Here is a 17392-nt window from a genome sequence, read left to right on the forward strand (position 1 = left end):
CACTTCTCGTAATTCGAAATTCGGTGGAGGTCTTGCGCACCGTCGGTGCTGGTAACCATGCAAGAGCCCGCTTGTGTTCTGACTGCTTTCGCTCGACCTCAGTCGGATTTATCGCCGCCGGCCAGATTCTTTTTCGAGCCTGTCTTGAAGTCTGTTTCATACCAGCCTGTGCCACTAAGGCGAAAGCCTGGCATGGACAGCATTTTCTTCAGCTCAGGGGCCTGACAGGCTGGACAATCAACCAGCGGTGAGGCACTGATCTTTTGAATGGCTTCCAGCTGATGACCACAGGAAGCACATTGATAATCGTACATGGGCATTGGCGTGTCTCGACAATCCGTTAGCGGCGACCCTTAAAGAGGGCCACGCAGCAAAGCGCGAGATTATATCTGGTAAATCGAGCCATTGCAGCCGCATGAACAGCCAGAAACCCCTAAATGCATCATAAATATTGAACGATTACAAGCCGTCGAGCACCCTCCCCCAGCTGAACGCGTGGCTTCACCCGGTAACCACCTGCCTGGATGCCACCTCCCGAGAATCACTGCCCATTTTCAACAGATGCATCACGCAGACAACCCGAATGAGCCCGCTGAAGTTTTTTACCCCCCCATGTCGCAAGTGCACTTCTCGATCGATGTAAGACAGCAACGTGTTTATTGAACAGCTATTTATACGCGAAATATCAGACAGCACTTCCCAGTACACCTCTTCAAGCCGTAAACAGGTGGCAAAACCATTTAACCTGACCGACCGGGAAAGTGGCCGGGCCAAGGTCATGCCAAAATCAAGAATTACAGGATCAACTTTAACTTTATGCAGCAGCCTGCTCCCTGAGTTTTCGTGTCGAATCAATCGATCCATAGCTAAAGCACTCCATCGCACATTACTGGAATTAATTAATATTGTTTGTAGAACACCACCCCATAAAACAATATGTAAGAATTCTTATCCAGCGGACCAGACCCTCATGCCTGTAGGAGCCCTCTCGCTGCGAGAGGTGAAAACAGGCGCAACCGAGAGCTGTGCCAGCGCTAGGAAAAATAGGTAGACGAGAGTGAGCGAGAGCCACCAAAAAATCAGAAAACGTATCGCACATAAAGCTATAAAACACCCAACACTTCACACGACAGCCTTACGACGCAACTATCAAAAAAAACATGAACAATAACAATTAAACACAATTAAATACCGCACACGCTTTACCCCGTTAATTTCACCCCCAACCAAGTTATCCACCATCAGCATAACGAAATGTTTTCTACTTTTAATAATCGCTAAAAGTACACACCTCAGACGGCATGCATGTAGCCATACTCATACCGTGCATATCTTCAAGCCGAAAAAAAAAACACATAAATTCACATTCTGCGCCCCTCGGCACAACGACGCCGATAACTGCTGGCTTATCAAGCCTACGAGCGTCACTGCACCCGCTCCGAATAGAAAGTAGACTACATGCGTCTAGGACAAGGCTTTCGCAACAAACAGATATGACCTAGACCTCAGCGAGCCGTGTCACTCACAGATGTTTCAATACGCTTAATTTGAGTAGGCCCCAGCTTTGCTGTTAAATAGGCAGCGTGTCGCCCTCTTTTAGCCTCTGGCGAGGGTGCACAGGCTGATGATTACACGTGTCCAGCGCCTCCATTTTTTTCTGAAGCGAACCGTGCTCAGCCAGTTCTTCCTTGCGATCCATCTTAATGTGAGTCAATTGAAATGTTGAAAATCGTCCACCTGCTAACGGGTGCAGCGGCTTTGCTGCTGTCCTTTATTCCCAGCCTGCAATCCGAAGCTATACCTTACCTCCAACATCCTGATGCTCTTTACTTGGCTTTTTTTGGCCTGCTGAACCTGACTCTGGCTCCAGTAATTCCTTTTTGGAATAAAGGCCCGCGTCACCAACTGCAAAATCTGGTCAGCGCCCTGTTGGTGCTTTCCGTTGTCCTGCAAACACTGACCTTGTTCGGCCTCCTGCTGCCGATTGGCGACCAGCCTGCAGTACTGCTCGGCCTTACTCCTGCAGTAATTGCCGTAACGCTTCACCTGGCTGTCAGCTTCTACAAATCATCACCGTCCTCGTCCTCGCAAAGCTATGACATGACCAACCGCGATACAGGGACTGTAAAATGGTTCAACACCTCAAAGGGTTTCGGCTTTATTTCCCGAGATTCCGGCGATGATATTTTTGTTCACTTTCGCGCCATTCGTGGCGAAGGCCACCGCGTACTGGTGGAAGGGCAACGCGTCGAGTTCTCGGTCATGAACCGCGACAAAGGCCTGCAAGCTGAAGATGTGATCGCAGCACTGCCGCGCCGCTGATTCAAACCTGAAAAAAAACCGCGACCAGCCCTGCTGGATCGCGGTTTTTTTTGCCTGTACAAAAGGCTTAATAGTGCGGAGGCGGAGCTTCCTCTTCAAACGACTCAAACTGCCCGCCCATTTCTTCCTGGCGCTTGAGCAAGGCAGCCATCTGCATTTGCAAGCGATCTACCGCGTTTTGCTGCGCTACCAGCACATCGTTCAATGCCTGGATAGTGTCATCCTGAAAAGCCAAGCGGCTCTCAAGGTCCATTACTCGCGCTTCAAGCGTCACAATCAACCCTCCGAAAAAGTGAACCCAACGTCAAAAGCCGACGCCAGCCGATCTCGGACCGCGCCCACATCAGCCTGCGTATAAGGCTTGGCAGGATGCTTGCCCCACACCGGCCCAGGCCAGGCCACATCAGCCTGATAACGAACAATCACATGCATGTGCAACTGGCTGACAACATTCCCCAGCGTCGCGACATTCATTTTGTCCGCCCCGAACACCTCTTTAAGCACTCGCGCCAAAGCGGTGGTCTCAGCCCACATCACTCGCTGGTCATCGTCACCCAATTGAAACAATTCGGTTATACCCTCGCGACGCGGCACCAAAATGAACCAGGGGTAATTCGAATCATTGGAAAGCAGCAAGCGGCACAAGGGGAAATCCCCTATCAGCCAAGTATCCTCTTGAAGGCGTGTATCCAAAGCGAACACTGGGAGCTCTCCTGTTTAACCGTTTATTTCAGCTGGATTGGCCGTGCGATGAGACTCACCGACAACCAAGCGACAAAGGTTAAGGATACCCTTGATTACTCCGCGCATCACGCCAACAAGCACCTGCACGCCCCTGAAATGCCGCAATGCACGCTCATTCAACAGCGCTCAAACATTTGTGCACCAAAACTGCACAATGCGAATGCTTTTAGTGCGCTAAAACGTCACCTACCACCCCAACAGGTGGTAACCGGTAACGCTTTGAGCTTAGCGGTTGAGCAAGGAGCTCTCCTTGCAACGAAAAACAATACCTCAATGACTGTCTTATCGCCGTTTGACCCAAGCAGCATCAGGCCTCACAGCCTGATTCGAGAGAAAAATATTTATTTTTTACCCCTCAGGCCAATTTGAGCATGCTTGTTGCATAGAGCTTGGCATAGTCACCAGGCTTCAGCCGGAGCGCAGTAGCCTGACGATAAATAACAAAAGTTGCACCGTGGGAATTAGGAGTTTTTATTGTAGGCCTCATGTATTTACACATGTGCCAACGCTGAAAACAGCAGTACAAACATGCTGAAAAACGGCTCAACGCTACGCGCTTGCGACATGCAGAGTGCAATTTGCGACATAGCTGTAACGATGCTGAAAGCTTTTGAGAGCAAGTATCGCCAACATTGCCGGCGTGATATAAGTTTGCGCCGACACAAAAAGAAAGAGCCGCCCAGATAATAAATTCAGGTGGGACGGCAGTACTCTTCCTAAAAACCAAAGGAGCAAATCACGATGCGCGTGATGAAGTGGAGCATAATCGCCCTGGCTGTTTCAGCCGGTACTACCCAGTTCGCAATGGCCTCGTCCCAGGACGATGCTAAAGGTTTCGTTGAAGACAGCTCGCTGACTTCCAAAACTCGCATGCTGTACATGAACCGTGACTTCCGTAACGGCGCTGGCAACATTGCCAAGCCAGGTGGCGGCTTTAAAAGTGGCTATCGCGAAGACTGGGGCCTGAGCGAACTGCTGAACTACCAATCGGGCTTCACTCAAGGCACCATCGGTGTCGGCGTTGATGCTTTCGCCATGGGTACAGCACGTCTGGACGGCGGCGCCGGTCGTCAAGGCAACGGTCTGTTCGCAACCAAAAGCGACGGCTCTCCGGAAGATACCCAATCGAAAATCGGCGGCGCTGTTAAATTCCGCCTCTCCGACACAGTGCTGAAATACGGTAACCAATTCGTAGCCAGCCCGGTTTTCTCCACCGACGATAGCCGTCTGCTGCCAGAGGTTGCCACCGGCACCTTGCTCACCAGCAAGGAAATCAAAGGCCTGGAACTGACCGCAGGTCGCTTCACCGCATTGAGCTCGCAGACCGGTATGGCGCGTGACAGCATCAACGGTCCTGGCCAGAAAGGCCTGACAGCTGCCAACATTGCTGGCGCGACCTATCAGTTCACTGACAATTTTGTCGGCGGCGTAGCTGCTTCCGATGTTGATGACTACTTCAAGAAGCAGTACATCAACCTGAACTACACCCTGCCTATCGCAGATACTCAAGCCCTGAACTTCGACTTCAACGGCTACAGAACTGCTAGCCAAGGTCAGGAACGAGCTGGCGACGTTGACAACAAAATCTGGAGCTTGGCAGCAGCCTATAGCCTCGGCGCTCACAAGTTCACCATCGCTCACCAGCGCTCCACCGGTGACAGCGCTTATTACTACGGCGTAGACGGCGGCGGCACCATTTTCCTTGCCAACTCCGTACAGTACTCCGACTTTAACCAACGTGACGAACGTTCCTGGCAGGGTCGCTACGACCTGAACATGGCCAGCTACGGCGTTCCTGGCCTGAGCTTCATGGCTCGCTACGTTAAAGGCGATAACATCTCCACGACTGATGGCGAAGGCAAAGAACACGAGTTCGACTTCGAAACCAAATACGTACTGCAGGAAGGCCCGGCCAAAGACCTGTCTTTCCGTCTGCGTAGCGCTATCTACCGCACCACCAGCAACAACGGCAACGATGTAAACGATCTTCGCCTGATTGCTGAGTACCCACTGAACATCTTGTAATCATGGCCTTCGGGCAGTCATTACAAGCACTTGTTTAGCGAAAGCCACGCCCCTGTCTAAGGGCGTGGCTTTTTATTTGCGGATATAAAAGCCAATATATAGCAAGCTAACTAACAACATTAAACGCAAGTAGTTATCACTTAACGACGCTGGTCCAACTTTGCACCTGCAGCTGTCCACCTCAAGGTACAAAAACAATTAAAGGGGCATTCGCCCCTTTAATGTTTGTTCACGCCCACCCTTTTTAACGGGTACAGGCACGACCTTATTGCGCTGCCACTTCCTGGACCACACGAATTACACGGTGCGGAAACGGAATATCAACACCTTCTGCCTTCAAACGATCACGCGAATGCTCGTTGAACATAAACAGAACATCCCAGTAATCCGGGGTGTTAACCCAAACACGCAGCGACATGGTAATCGCGCTTTCGCCCAAGGTCGTGACCACAACCACTGGAGCCGGCTCTTTCAGTACCCGAGAATCATCAGCCAGCCTCAGCAATACTTCACGCACCTTCTGCAGATCAGCTTCGTAATCCACACCAACATCAAACACTACCTTGCGCGTCGGCTGACGGTTGTAGTTGGTGATGATGCCGTTAGACAGATTGCCATTTGGCACGATGACGGTTTTATTGTCGCCAGTGCGCAGCACGGTGTGAAAAATCTGAATGCTATCGACGGTTCCGCTTACGCTTTGCGCTTCGATCCAGTCACCGATCTTGAACGGACGGAACAACAGAATCAGTACCCCGCCAGCAAAGTTGGCCAAGCTGCCCTGCAACGCCAGACCAATGGCCAGACCTGCCGCACCAATCGCCGCAACGAATGACGTGGTCTGGATCCCGATCATTGATGCGACACTGACAACCAGCAAGATCTTGAGAATGATATTGGCCAGGCTGCTGATAAAACCTTGCAGAGCCAAATCAGCCTTTCTCAACGCCAGCAATTGTCCGATCTTGGTCGTCAGGCGGTTGATCAACCACCAGCCCACCGCTAGCGTAACCAGTGCCAGCAACACACGGCTGCCGTATTCCATGATCATCGGGATCCAGGCCTGTGAGGCCTTGACCAATTGATCAACTTCAGCGTTCAAATCCATTTACATCTCCTCGCGCCCATACCCGGCAACGTTATTTATTCAACAAAACGATAGAGCAGCCTCGGCTGCTCTATCGTTTCTGCAGCGCTCAGGAAAGTCGGACGTCAATGATCGCCAGAGGTTCCTCCAGCCCCGCCATCAGTCGCGGAAGTTATTAAACTGCAAAGGCATGTCGAAGGTTTTGGCACGCAACGCAGCAATCGCGTCTTGCAGGTCATCACGCTTCTTGCCGGTGATGCGCACTTGCTCGCCCTGAATGGCAGCCTGAACCTTGAGCTTGGCGTCCTTGACGTGAGCAACGATCTTCTTCGCCAGCTCTTTATCAATACCTTCCTTGAGCACTGCTTCCTGCTTCATCAACTTGCCTGAAGCATAAGCATCCTTGACCTCAAGGCACTGAACGTCGATCTTGCGCTTGACCAGGGCCAGCTTAAGGATCTCGATCATTGCTTCGAGCTGAAAGTCAGCCTCAGCGGTCAAGTTAACCGTCAGGTCCTTCTCCTTGAACTCGAAAGTGCCCTTGCCCTTGAGGTCATAACGGCGGTCCAGTTCCTTGACGGCGTTTTCGACGGCGTTGGTGACTTCGTGCTTGTCCAGTTCGGATACCACGTCGAACGACGGCATGTAATTTTCTCCAATAATAAAGGGCGCGCTCAACACAGATGGAGCACGCCTGACCTGACAGTTAAAATGCGCGGGCATTATAGCGGTTCTTCGACTTCATTCACTTGCGAGCTCACATGCCAAATTCGGCCCTGTCTCAACCACGACCCAACGTACCCGTCAGGGCATCTGCCACCTGGCACATTCTCGGTGCTGGAAGCATGGGCACACTGTGGGCCACTCGACTGGCGCGTGCGGGCCTGCCGGTCAAGCTGATCGTGCGCAACCCCGCACGCCTGCAAGCCTATGAAGCGGCGCAAGGTCTGACGCTAATTGAAGGCGAACACTCAGTAAAATGGGCCATCAGCGCACAAATCCCCGAGACTGATGAGCCGATCCAGCGCTTACTGGTCACGTGCAAGGCCTATGACGCACCGCAGGCCATTGCACAAGTCGCCGCGCGGCTTAGCCCGAATGCCGAGCTGATCCTGCTGCAGAACGGCCTCGGCAGCCAGCAAGCCATCGCCACCCTGGTACCGCACGCACGCTGTATCTTCGCCTCCAGTACCGAAGGCGCCTTTCGCGACGGTGACTGGCGGGTGGTCTTTGCCGGCATCGGTCATACCTGGCTGGGCGATTCCAACCAGGGCCCTGCTCCGCAATGGCTTGAAGAACTTCAGCACAGCGGCATCAGCTACGAGTGGAGCCCCAATATTCTGAGCCGCTTGTGGCGCAAGCTGGCCCTTAACTGCGCGATCAACCCGCTGACGGTCCTGCACGATTGTCGCAATGGCGGCTTGCAAGCACACAGCGCTGAAGTGAATACCCTGTGTACTGAACTCGGTGCCTTGCTTGAGCACTGCGACCAAGCTGAAGCAGCTATTGATTTGGCCGCTGAGGTAAATCACGTGATCCAGGCCACCGCCAACAACTACTCCTCGATGCATCAGGATGTCACCAAGGGTCGACGCACCGAAATCAGCTACCTGCTGGGCTATGCCTGCGAAGCCGCGCGCGATCGACAGTTTGCCGTACCGCATTTACAACAGCTGCACCAACGCTTGAGCGAACACCTGCAGCGGCGCGGATTGCCCTGCGACTGAGCCCCGCGCTACCCTGCCAGCTTGTTCTTCTTTTAGCGGCCATCCCATGCCCTTGCGCCAGCGCCTTGAAAACCTCCCGGTAGGCCAGAAGTTGCTGGCCGCCCTCCTCGCGTTACTGGCAACTGTGTTGCTGGTGGCCAATTTGACGTTTATCAGCGTGGCGTACTGGATCTCCCACGAGAGCACCGCACCACAAGCCTTGCAGACACTGGGGCAGTTAAGCGCCAACCCCGACCTGATCGTTCAGGCTCTGGATTCGCCAGAAAATGCCAAGGCCCTGCTCAATGAAATCGGCAGCTATGCCCCCCTGCGTGCCGCAGCAATTTACGACAGCGCTGGCAATCTGCTGGTGCAATTGCAGCATGGCGAGCACCTTCCACTCCCGGAACACTATCGCCAAATTGAAGCCTGGAGCCTGACCGAACTGCGCAGCCATCAGGTCACACGCCTGCACCACGGCGACCAGCCGCCCGGGCATTTGCTGTTGATCGCCAGCAGCGAACTGCCCATGGCCTTCTACACCGGCACCCTGACCGCCAGCCTGGGCATTCTGGTGTTCAGCATTTTGCTGTGGTTCGTAGTGGCACGACAGATCAAACGCCTGATCACCCAACCCATTCACCGCCTGGAAGAGCTGTCCCGCCAGGTCACGCGCGAAGAGAATTACTCACTACGCGCAGCGCCGGGAAACGACGACGAAATCGGTAGCCTGGCCAAAGCATTCAACACCATGTTGTCGCGAATTGAAGTGCGTGATCAGGAGCTCAAACGCGCCAGGGATGAAGCCCGGGAGGCCTACGATCAAGCTCAGGCGCTGGCCGAGGAAACCCGCAACACCAACCGCAAGCTTGAGCTTGAGGTACAGGTGCGCAGCAAAATAGAGAAAAAACTCACCGGCTTTCAGAACTACCTCAACTGCATCATCGACTCCATGCCTTCAGCCCTGATCGCTCTGGACGAGCAACTCTATGTCACGCAATGGAATCAGGAAGCCAGCGCCCTCTCCGGCACGCAGCTGGATGAAGCCATGAACAAGCCCATTTACCTGGCCTTTGAGCCTCTGAAGCCGTTCCTGCCACAACTCAAAGACACCATTGAACAGCACAGCGTCGTAAAAATTGAACGCGTCACCTGGGGCCAGGGCGAAGACGCTCGCCACTACGCCCTGACCTTCTACCCGCTGATGGGTGGCGGTGGGCGCGGCGTAGTGATCCGCATCGATGACATTACCCAGCGCCTGTCGCTGGAAGACATGATGGTGCAATCAGAAAAGATGCTGTCTGTTGGCGGACTGGCTGCAGGCATGGCTCACGAAATCAACAACCCACTAGGCGCCATTCTGCATAACGTACAGAACATTCGCCGACGCTTATCGAGCGATCTGCCAAAGAACGTCGAACAGGCCGAACAGACCGGCATTGACCTGAATATCGTCAATGAATATCTGCAGGCCCGTGAAGTTCCCAAGCTGCTGGACGGCATTCAGCAAGCTGGCGCACGGGCGGCGAAAATCGTCACCCACATGCTCAGCTTCAGCCGACGCAGCAATCGCCAAATGAGCCCCTGTGATTTATCGGCACTTATTGACCAGGCGCTGGACATCGCCAGCAATGATTTCGATTTGGCCATCGGTTTTGACTTTATGGGGCAAGCGATCGTCCGGCAGTTCGATCCACAGCTTGGCCCGGTGCCCGGCATCCCCAACGAGTTGGAGCAAGTGCTGCTCAACCTGTTGAAGAACGCAGCCCAGGCAATTCATCAACGCACCGACAAAAGCGAGCCAGGGCGCATCACCCTGCGCACCAAACTGAACCCGCCGTGGGCCGAAATCCAGGTCGAAGACAACGGAGTCGGAATGCCCGAGCCTGTGCGCAAACGGATTTTCGAACCCTTTTTCACTACCAAGGAAGTTGGCCAGGGCACTGGCCTAGGCTTATCCGTGTCGTACTTCATCATTACCAATAACCACAAGGGCCAAATGGAAGTGAATTCAACCTTGGGCCAGGGTACCTGCTTCACCCTGCGCCTACCCTTGGCTGGTAACCTGATGGCCTCCCCCGAATCAACCATGGTGGAACTGTAATATGGGCTTTCGCTTATCGAAAATTTACACACGCACCGGCGACAAGGGCGAAACAGGGCTTGGCGACGGCCGCCGCGTACCCAAGGACCACCCCCGGATAGAAGCCATCGGTGAGGTCGATACGCTAAACAGCCAGATCGGCTTGCTCCTGGCCGCACTCACTGAACATAGCGCCGCGAATCCCGGCCTCACCGAGCTGATTGAAGTACTTGAGCCCTGCCAGCATCGGCTATTTGACCTGGGAGGCGAGTTGGCAATGCCGGTGTATCAAGCGCTCGATAACACTGAAGTCGAGCGACTTGAAAGCGCAATTGATCGCTGGAACGAAGAGCTTGGCCCGCTTGAGAATTTCATTCTGCCCGGCGGCTCGAGCCTGATTGCTCAAGCCCACGTTTGCCGCTGCCTGGCACGAAGCGCTGAACGCCGCTGCCAGCAGCTAAATGCCATGGAGCCGCTGGCAGGTGTGGGGCTGGCTTACATCAATCGCTTGTCTGACCTGCTGTTTGTCGCGGCGCGCTTGATTGCCAAGCGCCAGGGAATTGCCGAAATCCTGTGGCAGGCGGCGGCAAAGCCGAAGGCTTAATGTCGTTCATTTGTAGCCGATGACGAGTAGAACGAGGCTGCGTCCGACGACGCAGTCGTCGTAAAGCCGATAGACGCGGTAGATCTGAAACAGTTTTACGACTGCTGCGCAGCCGGACGCAGCCTCGTTCTACTCGTCAGCGGCTACATCAGCGACTACATCAGCGGCTACGCTCCCGCGAGACCTGCAACAGGCTACAAATCACATCAAACCTGCGGCCAGAACGCCCGAATCCCGGCAACGCCTTGCGCGCCAATGCTCCAGGCTTGCTGACGATCATCCGGGCCCACCCCGCCCAACAGAAACACCGGCTTACTGAAATTGGCGATCAATTGCTGCGCCTGTTCCCAACCCAATGGCGGCGTATCCGGGTGTGTCTGCGTCGGCAGAACCGGCGACAGGGTCACGAAGTCCACGCCCATCTGCTCGGCCAATGCCAACTCTTCGGCGTTATGGCAGGACGCGGCCAACCAGCGCTCTTTCGGCAGAGGGCGGCCTTTGGCAGCGTACTTGCGCAATTGCGCGGCGGTCAGATGCCAACCCGCCGAAGGGAAATCCCCCAACCACTCCAGCGGCCCCTTGAGCATCAGTTGCGCCTTGCCTGCACACAGACCGGTGGCATCCACCGCCAAATCACGGTACTTGGGGTCATAACCATTGGGGGCACGCAACGAAACCAGCTTGATACCGCCCGCAATGGCCTTTTGGATACCGCGCAACAGCTCTGGCATTTCCAGGCCATCGGGGGTGATCAGGTATTGATCGGGCAAGCGGGCAGCCGCCACAATCGGCTGATTAGCCTCCGGGAACTGGTAATCCGCCAGTTCGCGCTGGCTGACCCAAGCCAATGGCTGACCTTCTGCACCATGGGGATCACCAGCAAAAGCCGAGACTTCCCACACATCCAGCAGAACGTGCTTATCCGGGTAGTCATGCTGAACCTTGATCAAAGGCCGGGCAGACTCAACCACAATACCCAACTCTTCTTTCAGCTCGCGCCCCAACGCAGCTTCGACCGACTCCCCGGCTTCAACCTTGCCACCGGGAAACTCCCAAAAACCGCCTTGATGCTGAGAATCAGCACGACGGGCGATCAGAATTTTGCCGTCTGCGCCTCGAATGACGGCCGCAGCCACATGAACTCGTTTCACCCTTTTACTTCCTCTAATCCGGCCTGTTGCCAGGCTTTAAACGCGGGCCATTGGTAAATGGCGTCGATATAGGCTTCATCTTCGGTCGAAAGAGCAACGTGATATGTACGAAGACGAACAGCTACCGGTGCGAAAAACGCATCTGCCACACTCAATCGTCCGAACAGATAAGGACCGCTCTCGGTTGCCACTGCGCGGCACTCGGCCCACAGCGCACTGATTCTTTCGATATCGCTCTGGGCCTCAGCAGGCATCGGCACCAACGCCTGATCACGGCTCAAATCAAACGGCAAATTGCCCCGCAGACCAAAAAAGCCGCTGTGCATTTGCGCACACGCCGATCGAGCCTGAGCCCGAGCAGCAACATCTGCTGGCCACAACTGTGCCGCCGGGAAGCGCTCGTTCAGGTACTCCGCAATTGCCAACGAGTCAGCGATAGTCCCGTGCTCGGTCTGGAGTAACGGTACTTTTCCCGTTGCCGAATACTGCAAAATATGTGCCCGGGTATCAGGCTGGCCCAGCCTGATCAGTTGCTCGGTATACGCAACACCCGCCAGATCCAGCGCCAGCGCGCCGCGCAGGGACCACGAAGAGTGCAACTTGTCGCCAATGATCAGGTGAAAGCTCATAGATAGGCACCTTGAGAAAAGGAGGAGCTGAAGATCCGCGAGGCACCCCGGCCTGTCAGCGCAGAATCGGCTGACAGGTCCGCGATGTCGAGACGACTTAGGTACGGTACTCGGCGTTGATTTTCACGTATTCATGGGACAAGTCAGTGGTCCAGATAGTCTCGCTGCATGCACCACGGCCCAACTCGATACGGATGGTGATTTCCTCACGAGCCATTACCGCCGAGCCCTGCTCTTCGGTGTAAGTGGCTGAACGCGCGCCGCCGCTGGCGATGCATACTTCACCCAGGAACACATCAATCTTGCTCACGTCCAGATCCGGCACGCCAGCACGCCCCACAGCGGCCAGGATGCGGCCCCAGTTCGGGTCAGAAGCAAACAGCGCGGTCTTGATCAGTGGCGAGTGAGCCACGGTGTAACCCACGTCCAGACACTCCTGATGGTTAGCGCCGCCATTCACTTCAACGGTAACAAACTTGGTTGCGCCTTCACCGTCACGCACGATGGCCTGCGCCACGTCCATGCAAACGTCCAGTACTGCCTGTTTCAGCGCCGCAAACAGCGGACCGCTGGCTTCAGTGATTTCAGGCAAGGCCGCTTTGCCGGTAGCAATCAACATGCAGCAATCGTTGGTCGACGTATCGCCATCAATGGTGATGCGGTTGAACGACTTGTTGGCGCCATCGAGCAGCAGGTTCTGCAGTACTTCACGGGCAACTTTGGCGTCGGTGGCGATGTAACCCAACATGGTAGCCATGTTCGGACGGATCATTCCCGCGCCCTTGCTGATGCCGGTCACGGTGATGGTCACACCCTCGTGCTCGAACTGGCGGCTGGCACCTTTGGGCAGGGTGTCGGTGGTCATGATGCCGGTTGCGGCCTCAGCCCAGTTGTTCTCGGACAGGTCGTCGAGAGCGGCTTGCAGTGCACCTTCGATCTTCTCGACCGGTAGCGGCTCGCCAATTACACCGGTGGAGTACGGCAAAACGGCGCTGGCATCTACACCGGCCAACTCGGCCAGTGCGGCGCAGGTACGGGTTGCCGCAAGCAGCCCCGGCTCACCGGTGCCCGCATTGGCATTGCCGGTGTTGGTCAGCAAATAGCGAACCGGGCCTTGTACGCGTTGCTTGGCCAAAATAACCGGCGCTGCGCAAAACGCGTTCAGGGTGAAAACACCGGCCACGCTGGAGCCTTCGGCGCAGCGCATAACCACCACATCCTTGCGTCCTGGACGCTTGATACCGGCAGAAGCGATACCCAGTTCAAAACCGGCCACCGGGTGCAAAACAGGCAAAGGACCAAGACCAACAGCCATGACGCGCTCCTAAATAAGTTCTGTGCGCCGCCGCAAAGGGACGGGAATTCAATGGTAAAACGCCGCGACGGCTAATGCCGGTCGCGGCGCAGGTGTATCAGCAGTTGAAGCGGGCGTTAGTTGATTTGCCCGTGACAGTGCTTGAATTTCTTGCCCGAGCCGCAGTAGCACAGCTCGTTGCGGCCCAGCTTCTGCTCGTTACGAACAGGCTCGACCACCACATCAGCCACATCAGCGCCTTCCAGCACCTGGGCCAATGCGTCCGGCTGATCAAGGCCTGGCGCTTCGGCATGTTGGAACTGCAAGCGCGAAGCCAGATCTTCAGCTTCCTGACGCAGACGCGCCTCTTCAGCTTCCGGGTCTTCGCGACGTACCTGTACATGGGACAACACACGGATCGAATCACGCTTGATCGAATCAAGCAGCTCGGAGAACAGGTTGAACGACTCGCGCTTGTACTCCTGCTTCGGGTTCTTCTGCGCATAACCGCGCAAGTGGATACCGTGACGCAGGTGGTCCATGGTCGACAGGTGGTCTTTCCACAGGTCATCCAGTACACGCAGAACAATTTGCTTCTCGAACGTGCGCAGCGCTTCAGGGCTCGCCTGCTCTTCTTTCTCGTTGTAAGCCGCCAGCAATTCGGTCAGCAGCTTCTCACGCAGGGTTTCTTCGTACAGGTGGTCATCTTCGTCGAGCCATTGCTGGATCGGCAGCTTCACCCCAAAACCGGTTTCGATTGCAGCTTCCAGACCTTTGACGTCCCACTGTTCCGGCAACGATTGTGGCGGGATGTGCGCGCTGACGGTGCTGTCGAGTACGTCCTTGCGGAAGTCGGCAATGGTTTCACCGATGTTGTCGGCAGCCAGCAACGTGTTACGCATGTGATAAATCACTTTACGCTGTTCGTTGTTGACGTCATCGAACTCCAGCAATTGCTTACGGATGTCGAAGTTGCGACCTTCAACCTTGCGCTGAGCCTTTTCGATCGCGTTGGTCACCATGCGGTGCTCAATTGCTTCGCCAGACTGCATGCCCAGGGCCTTCATGAAGTTCTTCACCCGATCAGAGGCGAAGATGCGCATCAGGCTGTCTTCCAGCGACAGATAGAAACGGCTGGAACCCGCGTCACCCTGACGACCGGCACGACCACGCAACTGGTTGTCGATACGGCGCGATTCGTGACGCTCGGAAGCGATTACATGCAGACCACCCGACTCCAGCACTTGCTGGTGACGTTTTTGCCAATCGGCCTTGATCTGTGCGATCTGCTCCGGGGTTGGATCTTCGAGGGAGGCGACTTCCACTTCCCAGTTACCGCCCAACAGGATGTCAGTACCGCGACCCGCCATGTTGGTAGCGATGGTCAGCGCGCCTGGACGACCGGCCTGGGCAATGATTTCGGCTTCTTTTTCGTGGAACTTGGCGTTCAGAACCTTGTGCTCGATGCCTTCCTTGTGCAACAGGTTGGACATGTGCTCGGAGGTTTCGATGGTCGCTGTACCCACCAGTACTGGACGGCCCTTGGCCATGCAATCCTTGATGTCAGCCACAATCGCCGTGTACTTCTCGTCAGCGGTGAGGAACACCAGGTCGTTGAAGTCTTTACGCGCCAGTGGCTTGTTCGGCGGGATAACCATCACCGACAGACCATAGATCTGGTGGAATTCAAACGCTTCGGTGTCTGCAGTACCGGTCATGCCCGAGAGCTTGTTGTACAGACGGAAGTAGTTCTGGAAGGTCGTGGTAGCCAGGGTCTGGCTCTCTGCCTGAATATTCAGGCCTTCCTTCGCTTCGATAGCCTGGTGCAGGCCTTCGGACAAGCGACGACCCGGCATGGTACGCCCGGTGTGTTCGTCGACCAGCAATACCTGGCCGTCTTCAACGATGTATTCGACGTTGCGATTGAACAGCTTGTGAGCGCGCAGTGCAGCGTACACGTGGGTCAACAGCCCCAGGTTGTGCGCCGAATACAGGCTCTCGCCTTCAGCGAGCAAACCGATCTGGGTCAGCATGTCTTCAACAAACTGGTGGCCGGCTTCGTTCAGCTCAACCTGGCGAGTCTTTTCATCAATGGTGAAATGACCAGCTTTGGTAACTTCACCTTCAACTTCTTCGACGTGCAGTTCAAGACGCGGGATCAGCTTGTTGATTTCGGTGTACAGCTTGGAACTGTCTTCGGCCTGGCCGGAGATGATCAGCGGAGTACGGGCTTCGTCGATGAGGATGGAGTCGACTTCGTCGATCACTGCGAAATTAAGCTCGCGCTGGAATTTTTCTTCCATGCTGAAAGCCATGTTGTCGCGCAGGTAATCGAAACCAAACTCGTTGTTGGTACCGTAAGTGATGTCGGCGGCGTAGGCTTCACGCTTTTCTTGAGGCGGCTGGAACGGTGTTACAACACCTACCGTCAGGCCCAGAAATTCGTACAGCGGACGCATCCAGTTGGCATCGCGGCGAGCCAGATAGTCGTTCACGGTAATTACGTGCACGCCTTTACCAGACAGCGCATTGAGGTAAACCCCAAGGGTCGCTACCAGGGTCTTGCCTTCACCGGTGCGCATTTCAGCGATCTTGCCTTCATGCAAGGTCATGCCGCCGATCAGCTGAACATCAAAGTGGCGCATGCCCATGACACGTTTACCCGCTTCGCGGCAGACCGCAAAGGCTTCTGGCAACAGTTGGTCGAGGGTCTCACCTTTGGCTATGCGGGCCTTGAACTCTTGGGTCTTGGCGCGCAATTGCTCATCCGTCAGAGCAACCATTTGCTCTTCGAAGGAATTGACGACCTGAACTGTCTTGAGCATGCGTTTAACTTCGCGCTCGTTCTTGCTTCCAAAAAGTTTCTTTAACAAAGGCGCAAACATATCGGCAGGATCTTCCACACATAGGGATGGAGGGCGGCCCCGAGAGTCGCCCGAGCAGCCCTGATGGCCGCATGCGAACGAGCATTCTACCCGGAAACGGCGGTGAGGAAAGTGGCGTTATTCCACGATACCGGTACTGCGTTGTAATGGGGCCTCCCTAAAATAAGGGCTTTTTGCTGAACTTCAACCCATAAGCACCTGAAGTTACTCATTGATTTCATAAATAAATTTTGACGAGCCCGGATCCGGGCGAGTGAAACAGGAGGTTTCTGCTAAGATTGCGGCTCTGTTTTCTCAGGTGTCTGAACATGGCATTTCGCCCACACCCAGCACGGGCACCCTCCGTTCTGCTCCGCGAGGCCAAGCCCCTAAAAGCCATTTTTGGCCATGCAAAGCGTCTGGCACACCTGCAACGTCTGCTTGAAAGCCAGCTCCAGCCAGCTGCACGCGAGCATTGCCACGTCGCTTCATGGCGTGAAGGCAGCTTGTTGCTGATCGTGACTGACGGTCACTGGGCCACTCGCCTGCGTTATCAGCAAAAACGCCTGTTGCGCCAATTACAGGTATTTGACGAGTTTGCCAGCCTGACCCGGATTTTATTCAAGGTGCAGCCGCCTACGGTGCAGGCCAAGGTCGCGGGGCATACTCTGGATTTATCCGTCGATGCAGCCCAGACCATTCAGGCAACGGCCGACGGCATTACCGACCCGGCCTTGCGCGCCGCCCTTGAGCGCCTGGCGAGTCACGCCAAACCAAAACCCTGACAACCCCGAACACCTGTAGCTGCTGCCGGAGGCTGCGACAAGTTCCGCAGGACCTCCAAAAAGCAGGACTGCTGCGCAGCCAATCACAGCCTGCGGCA

Annotated in this window: 17 protein-coding genes; 7 read left to right on the plus strand and 10 right to left on the minus strand. The window is 55.2% G+C overall.

Annotation, left to right across the window (positions count from 1 at the left end; genetic code table 11):
* Window positions 1-98: 98 nt before the first annotated feature.
* On the minus strand, window positions 99-320 hold the full coding sequence (locus U5A05_RS17835; protein ID WP_019823263.1) for an FmdB family zinc ribbon protein: 222 nt from the start codon (window positions 318-320) through the stop codon (window positions 99-101).
* A gap of 181 nt (window positions 321-501) precedes the next feature.
* Window positions 502-864: a ribbon-helix-helix domain-containing protein gene (locus U5A05_RS17840; protein ID WP_321834187.1), complete on the minus strand. Its 363-nt coding sequence runs from the start codon at window positions 862-864 to the stop codon at window positions 502-504.
* 855 nt (window positions 865-1719) lie between these two features.
* Here U5A05_RS17840 and U5A05_RS17845 point away from each other — a divergent pair.
* On the plus strand, window positions 1720-2322 hold the full coding sequence (locus U5A05_RS17845; RefSeq protein ID WP_321834188.1) for a cold-shock protein: 603 nt from the start codon (window positions 1720-1722) through the stop codon (window positions 2320-2322).
* A 67-nt stretch (window positions 2323-2389) separates the two neighbouring features.
* Here U5A05_RS17845 and U5A05_RS17850 read toward each other — a convergent pair whose 3' ends face one another.
* Together U5A05_RS17850 and U5A05_RS17855 are read right to left on the minus strand one after the other, a co-directional pair.
* Entirely contained in the window at window positions 2390-2596 is a 207-nt protein-coding gene (locus U5A05_RS17850; RefSeq protein ID WP_029611570.1) for a SlyX family protein, read from the minus strand.
* A 2-nt stretch (window positions 2597-2598) separates the two neighbouring features.
* Window positions 2599-3024: an HIT family protein gene (locus U5A05_RS17855; RefSeq protein WP_261739223.1), complete on the minus strand. Its 426-nt coding sequence runs from the start codon at window positions 3022-3024 to the stop codon at window positions 2599-2601.
* Window positions 3025-3072: 48 nt separating this feature from the next.
* Between U5A05_RS17855 and U5A05_RS17860 the strand changes: the two genes are divergently transcribed.
* On the plus strand, window positions 3073-3435 hold the full coding sequence (locus U5A05_RS17860) for a hypothetical protein (RefSeq protein ID WP_261739224.1): 363 nt from the start codon (window positions 3073-3075) through the stop codon (window positions 3433-3435).
* Between the two features lie 372 nt (window positions 3436-3807).
* On the plus strand, window positions 3808-5091 hold the full coding sequence (locus U5A05_RS17865; RefSeq protein WP_261739225.1) for an OprD family porin: 1284 nt from the start codon (window positions 3808-3810) through the stop codon (window positions 5089-5091).
* Between the two features lie 265 nt (window positions 5092-5356).
* Here the strand turns inward: U5A05_RS17865 and U5A05_RS17870 are convergent, their stop codons facing one another.
* Both U5A05_RS17870 and U5A05_RS17875 read right to left on the minus strand, forming a co-directional pair.
* Window positions 5357-6199 (minus strand): mechanosensitive ion channel family protein, encoded by an 843-nt coding sequence (locus U5A05_RS17870; RefSeq protein ID WP_261739226.1) that lies wholly within the window; start codon window positions 6197-6199, stop codon window positions 5357-5359.
* A gap of 138 nt (window positions 6200-6337) precedes the next feature.
* On the minus strand, window positions 6338-6823 hold the full coding sequence (locus U5A05_RS17875; protein ID WP_019823277.1) for a YajQ family cyclic di-GMP-binding protein: 486 nt from the start codon (window positions 6821-6823) through the stop codon (window positions 6338-6340).
* A 200-nt stretch (window positions 6824-7023) separates the two neighbouring features.
* Here U5A05_RS17875 and U5A05_RS17880 point away from each other — a divergent pair, with 200 nt between their 5' ends.
* The 3 genes from U5A05_RS17880 to U5A05_RS17890 are packed head-to-tail and all read left to right on the plus strand — an operon-like array spanning window position 7024 to window position 10571.
* Complete coding sequence (locus tag U5A05_RS17880) at window positions 7024-7905, plus strand: putative 2-dehydropantoate 2-reductase (protein ID WP_425262886.1); 882 nt, start codon at window positions 7024-7026, stop codon at window positions 7903-7905.
* 46 nt (window positions 7906-7951) lie between these two features.
* Entirely contained in the window at window positions 7952-9988 is a 2037-nt protein-coding gene (locus U5A05_RS17885; protein ID WP_261739228.1) for a sensor histidine kinase, read from the plus strand.
* Window position 9989: 1 nt separating this feature from the next.
* On the plus strand, window positions 9990-10571 hold the full coding sequence (locus tag U5A05_RS17890) for a cob(I)yrinic acid a,c-diamide adenosyltransferase (protein WP_321834195.1): 582 nt from the start codon (window positions 9990-9992) through the stop codon (window positions 10569-10571).
* 206 nt (window positions 10572-10777) lie between these two features.
* On the opposite strand, the gene U5A05_RS17895 is transcribed toward U5A05_RS17890, so the two are convergent.
* From U5A05_RS17895 to secA, 4 genes are all read right to left on the minus strand, one after another.
* Window positions 10778-11722, minus strand: coding sequence for a Nudix family hydrolase (locus U5A05_RS17895; protein WP_261739230.1), 945 nt, complete (start codon window positions 11720-11722; stop codon window positions 10778-10780).
* On the minus strand, window positions 11719-12351 hold the full coding sequence (locus tag U5A05_RS17900) for a glutathione S-transferase family protein (RefSeq protein ID WP_321834198.1): 633 nt from the start codon (window positions 12349-12351) through the stop codon (window positions 11719-11721). The genes U5A05_RS17895 and U5A05_RS17900 overlap by 4 nt, the downstream gene beginning before the upstream one ends.
* A gap of 97 nt (window positions 12352-12448) precedes the next feature.
* Window positions 12449-13666, minus strand: coding sequence for a bifunctional glutamate N-acetyltransferase/amino-acid acetyltransferase ArgJ (gene argJ / locus U5A05_RS17905; RefSeq protein ID WP_261739232.1), 1218 nt, complete (start codon window positions 13664-13666; stop codon window positions 12449-12451).
* Window positions 13667-13782: 116 nt separating this feature from the next.
* Entirely contained in the window at window positions 13783-16530 is a 2748-nt protein-coding gene (secA, locus tag U5A05_RS17910; protein ID WP_261739233.1) for a preprotein translocase subunit SecA, read from the minus strand.
* Window positions 16531-16838: 308 nt separating this feature from the next.
* On the opposite strand from secA, the gene U5A05_RS17915 reads away from it, so the two are divergent.
* Complete coding sequence (locus U5A05_RS17915) at window positions 16839-17294, plus strand: DUF721 domain-containing protein (RefSeq protein ID WP_321834200.1); 456 nt, start codon at window positions 16839-16841, stop codon at window positions 17292-17294.
* Window positions 17295-17392 lie beyond the last annotated feature (98 nt).

The organism is Pseudomonas kulmbachensis, assembly GCF_963681935.1.
GTDB classification, from domain to species: domain Bacteria; phylum Pseudomonadota; class Gammaproteobacteria; order Pseudomonadales; family Pseudomonadaceae; genus Aquipseudomonas; species Aquipseudomonas kulmbachensis.

Coding starts and splice junctions, on each gene's coding strand:
- U5A05_RS17840 (WP_321834187.1), bottom strand. CDS start 864: ATGGATCGATTGATTCGACACGAAAACTCAGGGAGCAGGCTGCTGCAT.
- U5A05_RS17875 (WP_019823277.1), bottom strand. CDS start 6,823: ATGCCGTCGTTCGACGTGGTATCCGAACTGGACAAGCACGAAGTCACC.
- U5A05_RS17880 (WP_425262886.1), top strand. CDS start 7,024: ATGGGCACACTGTGGGCCACTCGACTGGCGCGTGCGGGCCTGCCGGTC.
- U5A05_RS17845 (WP_321834188.1), top strand. CDS start 1,720: ATGTTGAAAATCGTCCACCTGCTAACGGGTGCAGCGGCTTTGCTGCTG.
- U5A05_RS17865 (WP_261739225.1), top strand. CDS start 3,808: ATGCGCGTGATGAAGTGGAGCATAATCGCCCTGGCTGTTTCAGCCGGT.
- argJ (WP_261739232.1), bottom strand. CDS start 13,666: ATGGCTGTTGGTCTTGGTCCTTTGCCTGTTTTGCACCCGGTGGCCGGT.
- U5A05_RS17860 (WP_261739224.1), top strand. CDS start 3,073: ATGAGACTCACCGACAACCAAGCGACAAAGGTTAAGGATACCCTTGAT.
- U5A05_RS17870 (WP_261739226.1), bottom strand. CDS start 6,199: ATGGATTTGAACGCTGAAGTTGATCAATTGGTCAAGGCCTCACAGGCC.
- U5A05_RS17835 (WP_019823263.1), bottom strand. CDS start 320: ATGCCCATGTACGATTATCAATGTGCTTCCTGTGGTCATCAGCTGGAA.
- U5A05_RS17900 (WP_321834198.1), bottom strand. CDS start 12,351: ATGAGCTTTCACCTGATCATTGGCGACAAGTTGCACTCTTCGTGGTCC.
- U5A05_RS17890 (WP_321834195.1), top strand. CDS start 9,990: ATGGGCTTTCGCTTATCGAAAATTTACACACGCACCGGCGACAAGGGC.
- U5A05_RS17885 (WP_261739228.1), top strand. CDS start 7,952: ATGCCCTTGCGCCAGCGCCTTGAAAACCTCCCGGTAGGCCAGAAGTTG.
- U5A05_RS17915 (WP_321834200.1), top strand. CDS start 16,839: ATGGCATTTCGCCCACACCCAGCACGGGCACCCTCCGTTCTGCTCCGC.
- secA (WP_261739233.1), bottom strand. CDS start 16,530: ATGTTTGCGCCTTTGTTAAAGAAACTTTTTGGAAGCAAGAACGAGCGC.